The sequence below is a fragment of the Stenotrophomonas sp. JAG2 genome (genome assembly GCF_041080745.1).
Classification (GTDB): Bacteria; Pseudomonadota; Gammaproteobacteria; order Xanthomonadales; family Xanthomonadaceae; genus Stenotrophomonas; species Stenotrophomonas maltophilia_AA.
In genome coordinates, this window is the sequence record NZ_JBEUMH010000003.1 from 287,777 (window position 1) to 304,548 (window position 16,772).

General features: G+C 67.6%; 19 protein-coding genes. 11 read left to right on the forward strand and 8 right to left on the reverse strand.

Annotated features, from left to right (window positions below):
• Positions 1 to 8: 8 nt before the first annotated feature.
• Positions 9 to 494 (reverse strand): rRNA maturation RNase YbeY, encoded by a 486-nt coding sequence (gene ybeY, locus AB9O74_RS05415; RefSeq protein WP_019185849.1) that lies wholly within the window; start codon positions 492 to 494, stop codon positions 9 to 11.
• Positions 491 to 1,477 (reverse strand): PhoH family protein, encoded by a 987-nt coding sequence (locus tag AB9O74_RS05420; protein WP_369348694.1) that lies wholly within the window; start codon positions 1,475 to 1,477, stop codon positions 491 to 493. The genes ybeY and AB9O74_RS05420 overlap by 4 nt, the downstream gene beginning before the upstream one ends.
• A 318-nt stretch (positions 1,478 to 1,795) precedes the next feature.
• Between AB9O74_RS05420 and AB9O74_RS05425 the strand changes: the two genes are divergently transcribed.
• Genes AB9O74_RS05425 through AB9O74_RS05435 form a run of 3 tightly spaced genes read left to right on the forward strand, consistent with a single transcriptional unit; the run spans position 1,796 to position 4,859 of the window.
• On the forward strand, positions 1,796 to 2,770 hold the full coding sequence (locus tag AB9O74_RS05425) for an HlyD family secretion protein (protein ID WP_369348695.1): 975 nt from the start codon (positions 1,796 to 1,798) through the stop codon (positions 2,768 to 2,770).
• A 47-nt stretch (positions 2,771 to 2,817) separates the two neighbouring features.
• On the forward strand, positions 2,818 to 3,747 hold the full coding sequence (locus AB9O74_RS05430) for an ABC transporter ATP-binding protein (RefSeq protein WP_369348745.1): 930 nt from the start codon (positions 2,818 to 2,820) through the stop codon (positions 3,745 to 3,747).
• A complete protein-coding gene (locus AB9O74_RS05435) occupies positions 3,744 to 4,859 on the forward strand; it encodes an ABC transporter permease (RefSeq protein WP_369348696.1) in 1,116 nt (371 codons plus the stop codon). Before AB9O74_RS05430 ends, AB9O74_RS05435 begins: the two co-directional genes overlap by 4 nt.
• Positions 4,860 to 4,887: 28 nt before the next feature.
• Here AB9O74_RS05435 and miaB read toward each other — a convergent pair whose 3' ends face one another.
• The gene (gene miaB / locus AB9O74_RS05440; RefSeq protein WP_369348697.1) at positions 4,888 to 6,348 is read right to left on the reverse strand and encodes a tRNA (N6-isopentenyl adenosine(37)-C2)-methylthiotransferase MiaB; all 1,461 of its coding nucleotides are present in this window, start codon (positions 6,346 to 6,348) and stop codon (positions 4,888 to 4,890) included.
• Positions 6,349 to 6,467: 119 nt separating this feature from the next.
• Here miaB and AB9O74_RS05445 point away from each other — a divergent pair, with 119 nt between their 5' ends.
• The 6 genes from AB9O74_RS05445 to AB9O74_RS05470 all read left to right on the forward strand — a co-directional run bounded on the left by AB9O74_RS05445 (position 6,468) and on the right by AB9O74_RS05470 (position 11,606).
• Positions 6,468 to 7,424 carry a lytic transglycosylase domain-containing protein gene (locus tag AB9O74_RS05445; RefSeq protein WP_369348698.1) on the forward strand — a complete coding sequence of 319 codons (957 nt, stop codon included), beginning with the start codon at positions 6,468 to 6,470 and terminating at the stop codon, positions 7,422 to 7,424.
• A gap of 171 nt (positions 7,425 to 7,595) precedes the next feature.
• Positions 7,596 to 8,216, forward strand: coding sequence for a ubiquinol-cytochrome c reductase iron-sulfur subunit (petA, locus tag AB9O74_RS05450; protein WP_176989573.1), 621 nt, complete (start codon positions 7,596 to 7,598; stop codon positions 8,214 to 8,216).
• Between the two features lie 2 nt (positions 8,217 to 8,218).
• Complete coding sequence (locus AB9O74_RS05455) at positions 8,219 to 9,478, forward strand: cytochrome bc complex cytochrome b subunit (RefSeq protein ID WP_319208240.1); 1,260 nt, start codon at positions 8,219 to 8,221, stop codon at positions 9,476 to 9,478.
• Between the two features lie 37 nt (positions 9,479 to 9,515).
• Positions 9,516 to 10,217 (forward strand): cytochrome c1, encoded by a 702-nt coding sequence (locus AB9O74_RS05460; protein WP_241696536.1) that lies wholly within the window; start codon positions 9,516 to 9,518, stop codon positions 10,215 to 10,217.
• A gap of 160 nt (positions 10,218 to 10,377) precedes the next feature.
• Entirely contained in the window at positions 10,378 to 11,013 is a 636-nt protein-coding gene (locus tag AB9O74_RS05465) for a glutathione S-transferase N-terminal domain-containing protein (protein ID WP_088433019.1), read from the forward strand.
• 149 nt (positions 11,014 to 11,162) lie between these two features.
• On the forward strand, positions 11,163 to 11,606 hold the full coding sequence (locus AB9O74_RS05470; RefSeq protein ID WP_176989576.1) for a ClpXP protease specificity-enhancing factor: 444 nt from the start codon (positions 11,163 to 11,165) through the stop codon (positions 11,604 to 11,606).
• A 44-nt stretch (positions 11,607 to 11,650) separates the two neighbouring features.
• On the opposite strand, the gene AB9O74_RS05475 is transcribed toward AB9O74_RS05470, so the two are convergent.
• From AB9O74_RS05475 to AB9O74_RS05490, 4 genes are all read right to left on the reverse strand, one after another.
• Complete coding sequence (locus AB9O74_RS05475; RefSeq protein WP_019186192.1) at positions 11,651 to 12,007, reverse strand: DUF3301 domain-containing protein; 357 nt, start codon at positions 12,005 to 12,007, stop codon at positions 11,651 to 11,653.
• A gap of 84 nt (positions 12,008 to 12,091) precedes the next feature.
• Positions 12,092 to 13,180, reverse strand: coding sequence for a DUF2272 domain-containing protein (locus tag AB9O74_RS05480; protein ID WP_369348699.1), 1,089 nt, complete (start codon positions 13,178 to 13,180; stop codon positions 12,092 to 12,094).
• Positions 13,181 to 13,247: 67 nt separating this feature from the next.
• Positions 13,248 to 14,108: a carboxylating nicotinate-nucleotide diphosphorylase gene (nadC, locus tag AB9O74_RS05485; RefSeq protein WP_346478574.1), complete on the reverse strand. Its 861-nt coding sequence runs from the start codon at positions 14,106 to 14,108 to the stop codon at positions 13,248 to 13,250.
• The gene (locus tag AB9O74_RS05490) at positions 14,105 to 14,374 is read right to left on the reverse strand and encodes a Trm112 family protein (RefSeq protein WP_176989579.1); all 270 of its coding nucleotides are present in this window, start codon (positions 14,372 to 14,374) and stop codon (positions 14,105 to 14,107) included. The genes nadC and AB9O74_RS05490 overlap by 4 nt, the downstream gene beginning before the upstream one ends.
• A gap of 59 nt (positions 14,375 to 14,433) precedes the next feature.
• Here AB9O74_RS05490 and purE point away from each other — a divergent pair, with 59 nt between their 5' ends.
• Entirely contained in the window at positions 14,434 to 14,937 is a 504-nt protein-coding gene (gene purE, locus AB9O74_RS05495) for a 5-(carboxyamino)imidazole ribonucleotide mutase (protein ID WP_019186188.1), read from the forward strand.
• Positions 14,934 to 16,082: a 5-(carboxyamino)imidazole ribonucleotide synthase gene (locus AB9O74_RS05500; RefSeq protein WP_369348700.1), complete on the forward strand. Its 1,149-nt coding sequence runs from the start codon at positions 14,934 to 14,936 to the stop codon at positions 16,080 to 16,082. The genes purE and AB9O74_RS05500 overlap by 4 nt, the downstream gene beginning before the upstream one ends.
• Positions 16,083 to 16,151: 69 nt before the next feature.
• Here AB9O74_RS05500 and AB9O74_RS05505 read toward each other — a convergent pair whose 3' ends face one another.
• The gene (locus AB9O74_RS05505; protein ID WP_369348701.1) at positions 16,152 to 16,733 is read right to left on the reverse strand and encodes a superoxide dismutase; all 582 of its coding nucleotides are present in this window, start codon (positions 16,731 to 16,733) and stop codon (positions 16,152 to 16,154) included.
• Positions 16,734 to 16,772 lie beyond the last annotated feature (39 nt).

Sequence of the window (16,772 nt, forward strand, 5' to 3'; positions counted from 1 at the left end):
GGGGGCGCTCAGCGCTCGCCGGCATACGGATCGGCGATGCCCAGTTCGGCCAGGATGTCACGCTCCAGCTGTTCCATGGCATCGGCTTCCTTCTCGTCCTCATGGTCCCAGCCGAGCAGGTGCAGCACGCCGTGCACGGTGAGGTGCGCGTAATGGGCGTTGAGTGCCTTGCCCTGTTCGTCCGCTTCGCGGGCGACTACCGGGGCGCAGATCACCAGATCGCCGAGCAGGGGGAACTTGACGCCCTTGGGCAGGCCCTCCGGCAGTTCGGCCGGGAAGCTGAGCACGTTGGTGGCGTAATCCTTGCCGCGGTAATGGCGGTTCAGGGACTGGCCTTCCTTGGCGTCGACCAGGCGGATCGCCAGATCGGCCTCGCGGATGCGGCCCTTCAGGGCCGCGGCAACCCACTTGCGGAAGCTCACCGCCGACGGCAGGCCGGCGCGGGGCAGGGCGTAGTTGATCGCGACATCCAGTCGCACGGGACCACGGGTCATGGGGTTGCTCCGGGTTGGACCTGCTGCAGATCGCGGCGGTCGTAGGCGCTGACGATACGGGCCACCAGCGGATGCCGGACCACGTCGCGCGCTTCGAAGAAGGTGAAGCTCACGCCCTCCACGTCACGCAGCACATCGATCGCATCGCGCAGGCCGGATTTCACGTGCTTGGGCAGATCGGTCTGGGTGAGATCACCGGTCACCACCGCCGTGGAGCCGAAGCCCAGCCGAGTCAGGAACATCTTCATCTGCTCGACCGTGGTGTTCTGCGCTTCGTCCAGGATCACGTACGCATCGTTGAGCGTGCGCCCGCGCATGTAGGCCAGCGGCGCGATCTCGATGACGTTCTTTTCCAGCAGCTTGAGCACCTTTTCCACGCCGAGCATTTCATACAGCGCGTCGTAGAGCGGGCGCAGGTACGGGTCGACCTTCTGGCTCAGGTCGCCGGGCAGGAAGCCGAGCTTCTCGCCGGCCTCCACCGCGGGGCGGACCAGGATCAGGCGCTGCACGCGGGCTTCGTTGAGCGCTTCGACCGCGCTGGCCACGGCCAGGAACGTCTTGCCGGTACCGGCCGGGCCGATCCCGAAGTTGATGTCGTGGGTGGTGATCTGGTGCAGGTAGCGCGCCTGGTTGGCGCCGCGGCCGCGCACCGTGCCGCGCTTGACCTTGATCGCCACCTCCTGGGCCTCGTAGGCACGCTCGACAACATGCTCCACGTTGGCCTCGTTCAGGCGCAGGTGGATGGCATGGCTGTCGAACACCACGTCGCCGGCCTCGGCGTACAGCGCTTCGATCAGGGCCTGCGCATCGGCGACCACGGCCTTGGGGCCGGTCACGCGGAAGACGTGGCCACGGTTGGCGATTTCCACGCCGAGTTTGAGTTCCACCTGGCGGAGATGTTCGTCGAACGGGCCGGCCATGTTGGCCAGGCGTTCGTTGTCTTCCGGGGTGAGGGTGAAGTCGCGTTGTGCGAGTGCGGTCATTGCGTCCGGCGGCCGCCGGTCCAGCCGACCGGGCCGCAAGCAGGGAAAGGGAGAACAGGGTAGCGCGGGTATCGGGCGGCCGCTACAGCAGCAGCGGAAAGCGGTGTTCCTGCGCCTGGGGCGGTCATCCACAGCGCCTGTGGGTGGTCGCGGGAGAAAGGTGTGGATAACGTGCAGCGCGCCAATGCTGGCAACGGGTGCGAGGGCGTGATCATTTCATGACCAGCCCGCGCGCTGCAGCGTGACCTGTTCTTCACGGCTGTGTGCGCAAGGTGAGGATCGCGCCTCCGCGCACACTCCTTTCAGAGGCCCCACGCCATGCCCGCATCGGTATCCGCGTCCCGGCGTTGGTTGGTGTTGGCGGTCTGGCTGCTGCTGTTACTTGGTTGCCGCGAGACCGATGAGGCGGCGCTGGGCACGCTGGAGTGGGATCGCATCACGGTGCCAGCCGCCGCGGCGGAAACCATCGTGGCGGTGCACGTGCGTGAAGGCCAGCAGGTGCAGGCAGGCACATCGCTGCTGCAGCTCGAACCTACCCGCACTGCTGCCCAGTTGCAGGCGCTGCAGGCGGACGCGGCCCGCGCGGGGCAGGTGCTGGACGAACTGCGCCAGGGGCCGCGCAATGAAGACATCGCGCAGGCGCGCGCCAACCTGGCCGCGGTGCGGGCGCAGGCCGAGGATGCCGCCGCGTACTACCGCCGCCTGCAGCCGTTGGGACGTCAACAGCTGGTGGCTGCTGCCGATGTGGACCGTGCCCGCGCGGCGGCGGGCAACGCCCACGGCGTGGTGCGCGCAGCCGAGCAGGCGCTGCTGGCGCTCGAGCACGGCACCCGGGTAGAAGAGATCGCGCAGGGCGAATCGGCCCTGCAGGCGGCACAGGCGCAGGCCTCCGGCCAAGCCGAGACATTGCGCAGACTGGATCTGCTGGCCCCACGCGCGGGCCGCGTGGACGCATTGCCATATCGCTTGGGCGACCAGCCGCCGGTCGGCGCGCCGCTGGCGGTGCTGCTGGTCGGTGACCGGCCGTATGCACGGGTATACCTGCCCGAGCCGCTGAGGGTCCGGGTCCGGGTAGGGCAGGCCGCCACGATCGCCCTGCAGGGGCGCGAGGGGACACTCGTCGGGCGGGTGCGCAGCATCCGCAGCGACCCTGGCTTCACTCCGTACTACGCGCTCAGCGGCGCGGACGCGGCGCGGCTCAGTTGGCTGGCCGAGATCGAGCTGACCGCCGACAACGATGCGGCGGCGATGACGCAGCTGCCGGCGGGCGTGCCGGTGCGGGTTTCGTTTTGAATGCGGTCCCGCCTGCACCGGCCGCAGGCCAGGGCGGTGAGCCGGCGATCCGCGCACGCGGGCTGACCAAGCGCTTCGGGGCCCTGGTCGCCGTCGACCACGTCGACCTGAGCGTGCCGCGCGCGAACGTCTACGGCTTCCTGGGGCCCAACGGATCAGGCAAGTCGACCACCATCCGCATGCTGTGCGGGCTGCTGACTCCCAGCGAAGGGGACATCGATGTGCTCGGGCTGCGCATCCCCGAGCAGGCCGAAGCGCTGCGGAAACGGATCGGCTACATGACCCAGCGGTTCTCCCTGTTCGACGACCTGACCGTGCGCGAGAACCTGGAGTTTCTCGCGGCCGTGCAGGACATCCCGCGCGCCGCGGCCCGGCAGCGGATCGATGAGCTGGTCGAGGGCTATCACTTCCAGGAACGCCAGAAGCAGTTGGCCGGCACCCTCAGCGGCGGGCAGAAGCAGCGTCTTGCCCTCGCCGGTGCGGTCATCCAGAAGCCCGAGCTGCTGTTCCTGGACGAGCCGACCAGCGCGGTCGATCCGGAATCCCGCCGGGATTTCTGGGAGAAGCTGTTCGACCTGGCCGATGCGGGCACCACGCTGCTGGTCTCCACCCATTACATGGACGAGGCCGAGCGCTGCCACCGCTTGGCGATCCTGGACCAGGGCATGTTGGTCGCCGACGGCAGTCCGGCCGAGCTGACCGCCGCATTGCAGGGGCGCACGCTGGAGGTGCATGCCGCGCAGCCGCGCCAGGCCCAGCGCCTGCTTGCCGCGGCGCCGGGCGTGCTCAGCGTGGCCCAGATCGGCAACACGCTGCGGGTTCTGCTTGGTCACGACGGCGACGGGCCCGAGCGACTGCAGCAGGTGCTGCGTGCTGCCGGGCAGCAGGCCGAGGTCGTTGCCGCGGCGGCCAATCTGGAGGACGTGTTCGTCTCGGCCACGCGTGGGCGTGTGCCGGCCGCCGGGCCCGCAGCATGAACCCGCGCCGGCTGTGGGCGATCGTGCTCAAGGAACTGCGGCAGATGCGTCGCGACCGCATCACCCTGGCGATGATCGTGGGCATTCCGGTGATGCAGCTGGTGCTGTTCGGCTATGCGATCAACCTCAACCTTCGCCACCTCGATACCGCCATCGCCGACCAGGCCAATACCTCGGCCTCGCGCGCGCTGGTGATGGACATGGTCGCCACCGGCGTGATCACGCCCACCCAGCGCGTGGATACGCCGGAACAGGTGATGGCGGCCCTGCGGCGCGGGGAGATCAGCATCGGCGTGGTGATCCCGGCCGACTTTGAACGACGCCACTTCGAAGGACGCGAGGCGGTGCAGGTGCTGGTCGATGGCAGCGACACCGTGGTGCAGAGCGCAGCGGTGCAACTGGCGCAGGTGCCGCTGGACAGTGCGCCAGTCCGCAACGATCGACCCCTGCGCACCGGGGCGGTGGCGGCCGCTGGACAGATCAGCGTGGTGGCGTTCTACAACCCGCAGCGACGCTCGGCGATCAACATCGTGCCCGGGCTGATCGGCATCATCCTGACCATGACCATGGTGATGTTCACGGCGGTGGCGATCGTCCGCGAGCGCGAGCGCGGCAACATGGAACTGCTGATCGCCACGCCGCTGAGCAGCGGCGAGTTGATGGTCGGCAAGGTATTGCCCTATGCGGCGATCGGCCTCCTGCAGACCAGCCTGGTGCTGCTGCTGGGGCTGTGGTTGTTCGACGTGCCGGTGCGTGGCAGCGTGCTGGATGTCTATGCGGCCGCGATGCTGCTGATCACAGCCAATCTCGCCTTGGGCCTGTTGATCTCGACCAAGGCGCAGTCGCAGTTCCAGGCGATGCAGATGACGATGTTCGTCTTCCTGCCGTCGATCCTGCTGTCCGGCTTCATGTTTCCGTTCGCCGGCATGCCGCGGCCGGTGCAATGGCTGGCCGAAGTGCTCCCGCTGACCCACTTCCTGCGCCTGATCCGCGGCATCATGCTGCGTGGCGCGTGGATCTGGGAACTGTGGCCGGAGGTGCTCGCGCTGCTGGGCTTCATCGCAGTGATGATGACCCTGGCGATCGTGCGTTTCCGCAAGCGGTTGGATTAGGCACTGCCGACCGACGGTCGGCAGGCCTTCAGGCGGTCACCATCCGCGCACGCAGCGAATTGCTGTATGCCTCGGTGATCACCACATCGACGAACTGGCCAATCAGGCGTGGGTGCCCCGGGAAATTCACCGAGCGCATGTTCTCGCTCTTGCCGGTCAACTCGTTCGGGTTGCGCTTGGACGGACCTTCCACCAGCACGGTCTGCACGGTGCCGACCATCTTCTCGGAGATGGCCGCGGCCTGCTCGTTGATCCGGGCCTGCAGGCGCGACAGGCGCGCGTGCTTTTCCGCATCGGGGGTCGTGTCTTCCAGATCGGCGGCGGGGGTACCCGGCCGGCGCGAATAGATGAAGGAGAAACTCTGGTCGAAGCCCACGTCCTCGATCAGCTTCATGGTCTTTTCGAACTCGGCGTCGGTCTCGCCGGGGAAGCCGACGATGAAATCCGAGCTGATCGAGATGTCCGGGCGCACCGCGCGCAGCTTGCGGATCTTGGACTTGAACTCCAGCGCGGTGTAGCCGCGCTTCATCGCCGACAGCACGCGATCGCTGCCGGCCTGCACCGGCAGGTGCAGGAAGTTGGCCAGCTGCGGCACATCGCGGTACGCGTCGATCAGCGAGTCGCTGAACTCCAGCGGATGCGAGGTGGTGAAGCGGATCCGGCCGACGCCGTCGATCTCGGCGATGGTGCGGATCAGCAGCCCCAGGTCGGCGAACTCGCCGTCGCCATACGGGCCGCGGTAGGCATTGACGTTCTGCCCCAGCAGGTTGATTTCCAGCACGCCCTGGGCGGCCAGCTGCGCGACTTCCACCACCACATCCTCGAACGGGCGGCTGACCTCGGTGCCGCGGGTGTAGGGCACCACGCAGAACGAGCAGTACTTCGAGCAGCCTTCCATGATCGAGACGAACGCGGAGGCACCCTCGGCGCGCGGTTCGGGCAGGGCGTCGAACTTCTCGATTTCCGGGAAGCTGATGTCCACCTGCGACTTGCCCGATTCGCGGCGCTGGCGGATCAGCTCCGGCAGGCGGTGCAGGGTCTGCGGGCCGAACACCAGGTCCACGTGCGGCGCGCGCTTGATGATCGCTTCGCCTTCCTGCGAGGCCACGCAGCCGCCGACGCCGATGATCACGCCGCGGCCGTTGTTCTTCAGTGCCTTCCAGTAACCCAGCTGGCTGAACACCTTCTCCTGGGCCTTCTCGCGGATCGAGCAGGTGTTCATCAGCAACACATCGGCCTCGGCCGGGTCGTCGGTGAGCTCGAGTCCTTCCGAGGCGGCGAGCACGTCGGCCATCTTGGTCGAGTCGTACTCGTTCATCTGGCAACCGTGGGTCTTGATGTACAGCTTGCCGCGCACCGGTCCGGTCACCTGTGGCCTGGCGCCGGGCAGGGGGAGCAGGTCGGGGCGGGGGGCGGTGCTGGCAGGAGCAGAGGCAGGCAGGGTAGAACCGGCCGAAGTCGGCGCGGTCGAAGCTGGCGTCCCGGTCATGGCGCTTATTCCAGTCGGGTGGGCGGGCAGGCAGCCGGATGGCTGCGGTGAGCAGGCCATTGTAGCCGGGTCGGGCTCCCCCCTTGGCAATCCCCGGCGAATTGGGGACACTCCCGCTCATGAAGGGGATGTTGGGGATCGCTGCGCTGGCCTTGGCTGCGCTGACCGCTATGCCGGCCAGTGCGGGCACGCTGTACAAGTGTGTCGGCAGCGACGGCATCCCGAGCTACGTGAGCAAGCGTGTGAGCGGGGCCAGCTGCAGTGTGATCAGCAGCTACCGGCCGGACCGCAGCGCGCCTCGCCGGGCCCTGCCGCCGCCCGCGCCGGGCCCGGCGGCCCCGATCGCCAGCGTGACGCCGGCCCCAGCCCCAGCCCCAGCCCCCGTCCGGGCCGACAGCGCCACCTCCGCCACCGCGATCACGCCCGCCCCGGCCACGGCCACGGTGCTGACCGCACCGTCCGCCCCGTCCGCTGCCACCGGCAAGGCGGGGAAGGTGCGCAGTGGCCAGCTGTACTCCTATATGAAGGACGGCGTGCGCCACTACACCAGCGCACGCCCGGCCGGCGTCGCCAGCCTGGGCCAGGTCCGCACCATCCACTACAGTTTCATCGAGCGCTGCTACGCCTGCGGGGCCAACCCGGCGGTCAACTTCGGCTCGGTGCGGCTCAACACCACGGCCTACCAGGATGAGATCGCCGCCGCCGCGCGCGAGTTCGGCGTGGAGGAAGCGGTGGTCCGCGCGATCATCCACGCCGAGTCGGCCTACAACCCGACCGCGCTCAGTCGTGCCGGCGCGCAGGGGCTGATGCAGCTGATGCCGCCCACCGCGCGCCGCTTCGGCGTCAGCGATTCCTTCAATGCCTCGCAGAACATCCGCGGCGGCGTGCAGTATCTGTCCTGGCTGCTCAAGCGCTTCAATGGCGATCTCACCCTGGCCGCCGCGGGCTACAACGCGGGCGAGGGCGCGGTCGACCGCCACGGCGGCGTGCCGCCCTACAGCGAGACCCAGTATTACGTGAAGCGGGTGGCCCTGTTGGCCGACCGCTATCGCGGCGCGGTGGCCAGCCATCAATAACCCATGGCGCCGGTGGTACCTGATGCCGTACTGTCGGGGTAATGTCGTTCCGTAGTACCGCGTTGTGTGGCCGACTTCGGTTCAGCTACACTCGCGGCTGATTCAATGTGGACTGGCCCCCACCGGTCTGCTGGCAGCCTCAAGCTACCTAAATCAATATCGGAGTGCCGGATGGCCAACGATGGGGTAAACGATCCAGTCAACACTGGACGTCGACGGTTTCTTTCCGCCACCACTGCGGTGGTCGGAGCGGTCGGCGTCGGATTTGCAGCGGTACCGTTCATCAAGTCCTGGAATCCCAGCGCCCGCGCCAAACTGGCCGGTGCACCGGTGATTGCCGACATCAGCGCGCTCCAGGAAGGCCAGCGACTGGTCATGGAGTGGCGTGGACAGCCGATCTGGATCGTCAAGCGTTCCAAGGCCATCCTCGAGGCGCTGCACGGACTGGACGGCCGCCTGAAGGATCCCGGGTCGGGCGAGAAAGAACAGCAGCCCGAGTACGTGCTCAAGCAGAATCCCGAATTCCGCTCGATCAAGGCCGAGGTCTCGGTGCTGGTCGGGCTGTGCACCCATCTGGGCTGTTCGCCGGAAATGGTCGCCGAGATCCGTCCCGAGCCCTACGACCCCCAGTGGAAGGGCGGCTACTTCTGCCCCTGCCACAAGTCGCGCTTCGACATGTCCGGTCGTGTGTTCAAGGATGTTCCGGCACCGATCAACCTGCTGGTGCCGCCGCACCATTACCAGGACGACAACACCATCATCATCGGCGTTGATCCGCAGGGGGCGGCTTGATCATGGCGAACATCCTTTCCCGCACCGCCACCGGCGTCGCCGACTGGGTCAACGCGCGCGCACCGGGCCTCATGCCGGTCTACCGCAAGCACGTCAGCGAGTACTACGCGCCGAAGAATTTCAACATCTGGTACTACTTCGGCTCGCTGGCGCTGCTGATCCTGGTCAACCAGATCGTCACCGGCATCTTCCTGACGATGCACTACAAGACGAACGCCGCCGAAGCGTTCGCCTCCATCGAATACATCATGCGGGACGTGGAGTGGGGCTGGCTGATCCGCTACATGCACTCCACCGGTGCTTCGCTGTTCTTCATCGTGGTCTACCTGCACATGTTCCGCGGCCTGCTCTACGGCAGTTACCAGAAGCCGCGCGAACTGGTCTGGATCCTCGGCATGCTGATCTACCTGGTGCTGATGGCTGAAGCCTTCATGGGCTACGTGCTGCCGTGGGGCCAGATGTCGTTCTGGGGCGCGAAGGTGATCATCTCGCTGTTCGGCGCGATCCCGGTGATCGGCACCGGGCTGACCGAATGGATCATGGGCGACTACCTGCCCAGCGATGCCACCCTCAACCGCTTCTTCGCCCTGCACGTGATCGCACTGCCGCTGGTGCTGTTGCTGCTGGTGGTGTTGCACCTGGGCGCTTTGCACGAAGTGGGCTCCAACAACCCGGACGGCGTGGAGATCAAGAAGGGCCCGAAGGGCAACCGCTGGTCGGCCATCGCGCCCACCGACGGCATTCCCTTCCATCCGTACTACACGCTCAAGGATGCGGTCGGCGCCGGCTTCCTGCTGATCATCGCCGCCTTCATCATCTTCTTCGCCCCGGCCTTCGGCGGGCTGTTCCTCGAGCACGACAACTTCACCGAGGCCAACCGCCTGGTGACGCCCGAGCACATCAAGCCGGTCTGGTACTACACCCCGTATTACGCGATGTTGCGGGTGGTGCCCAACAAGCTCGGCGGCGTGATCGTGATGTTCTCCGCGATCGCCATCCTGTTCCTGGTGCCGTGGCTGGATCGGGCGCGGGTGAAGTCCTACCGCTACCGCGGCCTGCTCTCGCGCGGCCTGCTGGGCATGTTCGCGGTGTGCTTCGTGTGGCTGGGCGTGATCGGCTCGGGCCCGGGTACGGACGCGCACGAGACCTACATCGGCCGCGTGCTGACCTTCCTGTATTTCGCCTTCTTCATCACCATGCCGCTATGGACCAAGCTGGACAGGACCAAGCCGGTACCGGACCGGGTGACCACGCATGACTGACCACTGGATTGTCCGGCTGGCCTGCGCGGCGGCCCTGATGCTGGGTGTCGCGGCAGCCGATGCCGCCGAGGGTGCCAAGACCCTGCAGGCGGGCAATGACCTGAGCGACCGCGCCTCGCTGCAGCGCGGCGCGCAGCTCTACATGAACTACTGCTCCGGCTGCCACGCGCTGAAATACCTGCGCTATTCGCGCATGGCCGCCGATCTCGGGCTGAGCGAAGAGGAGGTCATGAACAACCTCAACTTCACCGGCACCCCGGTCGGCGAACCGATTCCGGTGACGATGCCCAAGGCGCAGGCCGAGAAGTGGTTCGGCAAGATGCCGCCGGACCTGAGCCTGATCTCGCGCGTGCGCGGCAGCGACTGGGTCTACACGTACCTCAAGTCGTTCTACCTCGATCCCACGCGACCGCTGGGCTGGAACAACACCGTGTTCCCGAATGCCTCCATGCCCAACCCGCTGTGGGAAATGCAGGGGCTGCAGCACGCCGTGCATGGCAAGGCCGAAGGCCCGGGCCTCGACGCACCGGTGGTCGGCTTGAAGATCGAGCAGCCGGGCAACGTCGACGCCGGCCAGTACGACCAGGCGGTGCGCGACATCACCAACTTCCTGGAGTACGCCGGCGAGCCGGCCGCCCTGAAGCGCCAGAAGCTGGGCGTCTGGGTGATCCTGTTCCTGGCACTGCTGACCTTCCTGGCGTACCTGCTCAAGAAGGAATACTGGAAGGACGTCCACTGAGCCGCCGGACGCCGTCCTGTGTCGATCGTTCCTGCCGTGGGACGATCGACCTATTGGCTTTTGCGATGTGCGGTTGCACACTCGGGTACTGTGACGACCGTCGGCAATGGGCTGGCGGCGCCGATACGACCGGCGGTTACCGGACGTTGGAGAGCCTTTGATGGCGGCGAGCGTACGCATGCGGAACACCCTGACGCTGTTTTCCTCGAACGACGATGTCCTGTGCCATCGCGTGCGGCTGGTACTGGCGGCCAAGGGCGTCACTTATGACTCCGTGCCGGTCGACCCGCAGAATCCGCCCGAGGATCTCATCGATCTCAATCCGTACCATTCCGTGCCCACCCTGGTGGAACGCGAGCTGGTGCTGTACGCGGCGTCGGTGGTCAGCGAGTACCTGGACGAGCGCTATCCGCACCCGCCGTTGATGCCGGTCGATCCGCTCTCGCGGGCCCGCATCCGGCTGGCGATGCTGCGCATCGAACACGACTGGGTGCCGCAGGTGCAGGCCATCCAGCTGGGCAACAAGACCCAGGCCGAGGCGGGCCGCAAGCGGCTCAAGGAACTGCTGACCAGCGCGGTACCGCTGTTCAAGGCCAGCAAGTTCTTCCTCAATCCGGAAATGAGCCTGGCCGACTGCGCGATGGCGCCGATCATCTGGCGGCTGCAGGCACTGGACGTGCCGCTGCCGAAGGATGGCAAGTCGATCGAAGACTACGGCAACCGCATTTTCCGCCACCCGGGCTTCATCCGCAGCCTCACCGAGCAGGAAAAGAAGCTGCGCGACCTGCCGGTCTGACCACGCCCGGGTGCCGCGTGCACCCCCGGCGTACTGAACGAAATCGCGGTGCCGGTACGCGTGATGGCTGACCTGCGGGTAGGCGGGCGCGTACACTTGCATCAGGCAATCCGGATCAAGAGCAGCCGAGCACGGCTCGGCTCTACCACATGACTGAAGACACTTTTCGCATGACCAGCCACCGTCCGTACCTGTTGCGGGCCCTGGTGGAATGGATCAATGACAACGACCTGACGCCGCATATCCTGGTCGACGCCGGCATGCCCGGCGTGCAGGTACCGCAGAGCGCGGTCAAGGACGGCCGCGTCGTCCTGAACATCGCCGAGCGCGCCGTGGTGCGCCTGCATATCGACAATGAGAGCGTGAGCTTCTCGGCCCGCTTCTCCGGCACCAGCTACCCGGTGCACGTGCCGATCTCGGCCGTGCTGGCCGTGTATGCCCGCGAGACGGGGCAGGGCATGGCGCTGCCGGACGATATCCCGGGCCATGAGCCGGGCCCGGACGACGAACTGCCGCCGGACGATTCACCGACCCCGCCGGACGATGCACCGCCCAAGCCCAGCGGTCGCCCGCATCTGCGGGTCGTCAAATAAGACACACCATGGCCGCCGCAAGGCGGCCATTTCATCTACCGGAATCAGACGTCTTCAGCATCCCGGGTATCGATATCGCGCCGGATCTCACTGATCCGCGCCGCCGAGGGACCCACGAACGTGATCAGCTGATCGCCGCGCAGCACCATGCGGCCGCTGTGGCGGTCCACGCCATCGTGCGAATACTCGAACTTGAAGGTGCGCTCCCAGCCCAGCCAGCCGTTGTCCTTGCGGCACACGCGCAGGCCGGTGGCGTGCACGCTCTGGTCCAGCCACTGCACGTCGGCAGCGCGGCAGGCATTGCGCCCGAGCACGCCGGCACGTTCGGCGGCGGCACGCGAGGAATTCCAGAAGGCGTACGCGAACGCGCCGGCAATCATCAACAGGATCAAACTGGGCATCGGTGACTCGGCGCGGTCAAGGAGGATGGTCCCTCCAAGATGGCGACGAATGCCGCGCGGATCAAGCCATGCGGGCGTCGACGATCAGGGCGTGCGGGGTGGCGGGACCGGTACGGGCTGTGGCGCCGGGATCGGGGTTGACTGCGGTACCTGAGGGCGGGGCGGCACGACAGTGGGGGTCGTCGTTGGCGCTCGTGGATCCCGGGGCGTCGTCATCGGGGGTGTCATCGTGCCCGGCGCTGGCATGTCGCCCGGAACGGGCGCGTCCATCGGCATCGTCGCCGGGGCGGTCGCCACCAGCTTCAGCAGTGCGGCCCAGTCCTGGCGGTTGAAGCTGCATTCCTCTTCGCGGCCCGGCGTACAGCCCAGATCCACACCGTCGCCTGCACTGGCCTTCGCGGGCGGCAGCTCGACCCGGCCGCTGCGGTCCAACGACAGCTTGCGCAACGCGACGGTGTTCATCACATTGCCGCCGATCAGATACAGCGTGCGGTCGCCGCCCATGTTGGCCGCGATCACCACTTCGCAATGCGATTTCCAGTGCGTCACCGCGCCGCTGCCCAGTGACTGCACCAGGCCGCTGTAGCTCAGGGTCTCGCGCCGGTCGCGGAGGTAGCACAGCAGGTCGCCTGGCGCCGGTTTCTCCTGCGCCGGGTCGGTCATCCGGTACGGTCCGCTGTTCTGGTACGCCGGGCGGATGTAGTCGATGTGCCGCGGCGAACGGGTGAAGCCGGGGACCGAGGCGCGGGTCATCACCCAGGAAATGAAGGCGGCCGACCACGGGTTGTCCACCAGGAACGCACGGCAGTCGGTGTCGGTGTAGCGCGTGCCCGGTGGGGCCATGCAGCTCGATGCGCCGGGCTGGCTGCCCATCGGTGACAGCGTGCCGCTCTGCCGCCAATAGCCGACCACCCGTTGCCAGGCAACCAGGCCGTTGTCGGCCAGGTGTACGTCCTCGGCTTCGGTCACGCTCAGGCTGGCCGCGCGGCCATCGCGATCGATGAAAGGCCGGTACCAGAGGCGGTGTTCGTTGCAGGCGGTCTTGACGATGTTGATCGCCAACGGGCTGAGCCCGAAGCGCGGCGGCACATCGCAGACCTCGGCGGCGGCGGCCCGCAGGGGCAGCAGCGCGAGCAGGGGAGACAGGCAGGCGAGAAGCGGCAGGCAGCGCATGCGTGCAATCCAGGTGGGGGCAGACGCAGCCTCGCAGACCGCATCTGCCCATACCGTGAAAGCGGCATTATCCGCGCGGGGGATCGCCCAGTTTCAACGACAGGTCGATCGCCTGCACATGCTTGGTCAACCCGCCGATCGAGATGCAGTCCACGCCGTCTTCGGCGATCGCGCGCAGCCCGTCCAGGCCGACACTGCCGGAGACTTCCAATGGAATCCGCCCGGCCGCGATGCGCACGGCCTCGCGCCGCGTGGCGGCGTCGAAATCGTCGATCAGGATGCGGGTGCAGCCGACCTCCAGCGCCTCGCGCAGCTGGTCCAGGTCCTCGACCTCGACCACCAGCGGCAATGCCGGCCAGTGCGCGCGCGCGGCCAGTACCGCGGCGGTCAGCGAGCCGGCGGCACGGATGTGGTTTTCCTTGAGCATCACCGTGTCGAACAGGCCCAGGCGATGGTTGTCACCGCCGCCGCAGCGCACCGCGTACTTCTGCGCCACGCGCAGGCCGGGCAGGGTCTTGCGGGTGTCCAGGATCCGCGCGCCGGTCCCGGCCACGGCCGCGACGTACTGCGCGGTGGTGGTCGCCGTGCCGGACAGCGTCTGCAGGAAATTCAGCGAGGTCCGCTCGGCGCTCACCAGGCTGCGGTTGCGGCCGTGCAGGAGGGCCAGCACGGTGCCGGCGGCGACGTGGTCGCCCTCGGCCACGCGCCAGTCGATCCGTACCTGCGGGTCGAGCGCCTGATGGGTCGCATCGAACCAGGGGCGGCCGGCGATCACCGCGTCCTGCTTGCACAGCAGGTAGGCGGTGTCGGGGCGGTCCGGGAGCAGGGCGGCGGTGACATCACCGCTGCCGATGTCCTCGGCCAGTGCACGGGCCACATCGGCGGCCACCAGGGCGGCCTCGGGGGCCGGCACGGGGAGGTGGCTCATTTTTCCGGGAAATCGGCGATCTGGGCGGTGGCGATGGCCTCTTCGGCCAGCAGCACCGGGATGCCGTCGTCCACGCGGAACACCTGCTTGCGGTCGCGGGTCAGCAGGGCCTCGCGCAGCGCCTGGGCCTGCGGGCTGCCATCGGCCTTGAGCACGGCACCGCTGCCGATCGCGCGGTTGAGCGCGTCCAGGCCGGTGGCGTCGAGCAGGGACAGGGGCTGGCGCGTATCGGGCGAGCACAGGAGGTCGAGCAGCTTGCGATCCATGGATTCTTCGTCTTGCGTGGAAGACGGCTAGAATACGTCTTTAAGGCAGGTGACGGCCAATGACCCTCAACCAAACCGCGCCGCTCGTCGGCATCGTCATGGGTTCCCGCTCGGATTGGGAAACCATGCAGCACGCCGCCCAGAAGCTGGATTCGCTGGGCGTTCCCTATGAAGTGAAAGTGGTTTCGGCGCATCGCACGCCGGACGTGCTGTTCACCTACGCCGAGCAGGCGGGCCAGCGTGGCCTGCGCGCGATCATCGCCGGTGCCGGCGGGGCAGCGCACCTGCCGGGCATGATCGCCGCCAAGACCGCCGTGCCGGTGCTGGGCGTGCCGGTGCAGTCCAAGGCCCTGAACGGCATGGACTCGCTGCTCTCGATCGTGCAGATGCCGGCCGGCATCCCGGTCGCCACCTTCGCCATCGGCAATGCCGGCGCTTCCAATGCGGCGCTGTTCGCGGCCGCCATGCTGGCCTCGGACCAGCCGGCGATCGGTGAGGCGCTGGAAGCCTTCCGTGCCCGCCAGACCGAAGACGTCATGGCCCACGACGACCCGCGTCAATGACCTCCAAGACCGTTGGCATCCTGGGCGGCGGCCAGCTCGCCCGCATGATGGTCCTGGCCGGTGCGCCGATGGGGCTGCGCTTCGAGCTGTTCGACCCGGCTGCCGATGCCTGTGGCGCCCAGGTGGCGCCGCTGCAGGTGGCCGCGTTCGAGGATGAAGCCGCCCTGGCCGCCTTCGCCGCCCGCGTGGACGTGGTGACCTTCGATTTCGAGAACGTGCCGGCGCAGAGCGCGACGTTCCTGGCCGAGCGCGTGCCGGTGCATCCGAATCCGGATGCGCTGGCCATGGCCCAGGATCGGCTCAGCGAGAAAACCCTGTTCCAGTCGCTGGGCATCCCGCTGCCGCCCTTCGCCGACATCCGAAGCCGCGATGAACTGGCGGCCAAGGTCGCCGAATTCGGCATGCCCTGCATCATCAAGACCCGTCGCCTGGGCTACGACGGCAAGGGTCAGTTCCGGATCCGCAGCGCCGCCGACATCGACGCGGCCTGGGACACCCTCGGCGACCAGGTCGAGAAGACCGGCCTGATCCTGGAAGGCTTCGTCGCCTTTGATCGCGAGGTCAGCGTGGTGGCGGTACGCGGGCAGGACGGCGAGTTCCGCGCCTGGCCGATCACCGGCAACTGGCACGTCAATGGTGTGCTCTCGGCCAGCCTGGCCCCGGCACGGCTGTCGGCGGCCCAGCACGAGGCTGCCATCGGCTACGCACGCACCCTGGCCGAGCGCCTGGACTATGTGGGCGTGTTCGCGCTGGAGCTGTTCTGCCGCGGCGACGAGCTGCTGGCCAACGAGATGGCGCCGCGGGTGCACAACTCCGGCCACTGGACCATCGAAGGCAGCGAGACCTCGCAGTTCGAGAACCACCTGCGCGCCGTGCTCGGCCTGCCGCTGGGCGACACGCGCATGCTCGGCCACGCCTGCATGCTCAACTGGATCGGGCAGATGCCCGATGCTGCGGCCGTGCTCGGCCAGGCCAGTGGCCATTGGCACGATTACGGGAAGCAGGCGCGGGACGGACGCAAGGTAGGCCATGCCACGCTGCGCGACGATGATGCGGCTGCGCTGGCCGATGCATTGGAGACCGTCGGTGGGCAGCTTGATCGCGGTGAGCAGGTCGCGCCGGTGATCGAGAGCCTGCGCGGCTGAAGGCCCGGCGGTGCCGGCCGCTGGCCGGCACCGCCTATCCGGCCGCACGACCAACGGTCGTGCGCTACCTTAATCGCGCAGCTGCGCGGTGACGAAATCCCAGTTCACCAGTTTCCAGAACGCCTCCAGATAGCGGGCGCGCTCATTCTGGTAATCGGTGTAATACGCGTGTTCCCACACATCGCAGGCCAGCAGCGGCGTGCTCTCGCCGGTCAACGGCGTGCCCGCGTTGCGCGTGACCTGAATCGCCAGTGCGCCGTTGGGGTGCTGCACCAGCCACACCCAGCCCGAGCCGAACAGGCCCAGCGCCGCGCGGTCGAAGGCCTCGCGCAGCCGCTTGGCATCCCCGAAATATCGGGTCACCCGTTCGCCGAGCCGGCCCTGCGGATCGCCACCGGCGCGCGGGTGCAGGCACTGGAAATAGAACTGGTGGTTCCAGGCCTGCGCCGCTGCATCGAACAGGCTGCCCTGGCTCTGGCGGACGATGTCCTCCAGCGGCAGCTCGGCCAGCTCCGTGCCGTCGATACGTGCGTTGACCGCGTCCAGATAGGCCCGCAAGTGCCGCCCGTGATGCAGGTCCAGCGTCTCCGCCGACAGGTGGGGTTGCAGGGCGGCGCGGTCGTAGGGAAGGCGAGGCAGTTCGAGGGGCATGGGCACGACAGATTGGGAGGGGAGAGCGCCGACAGAGTG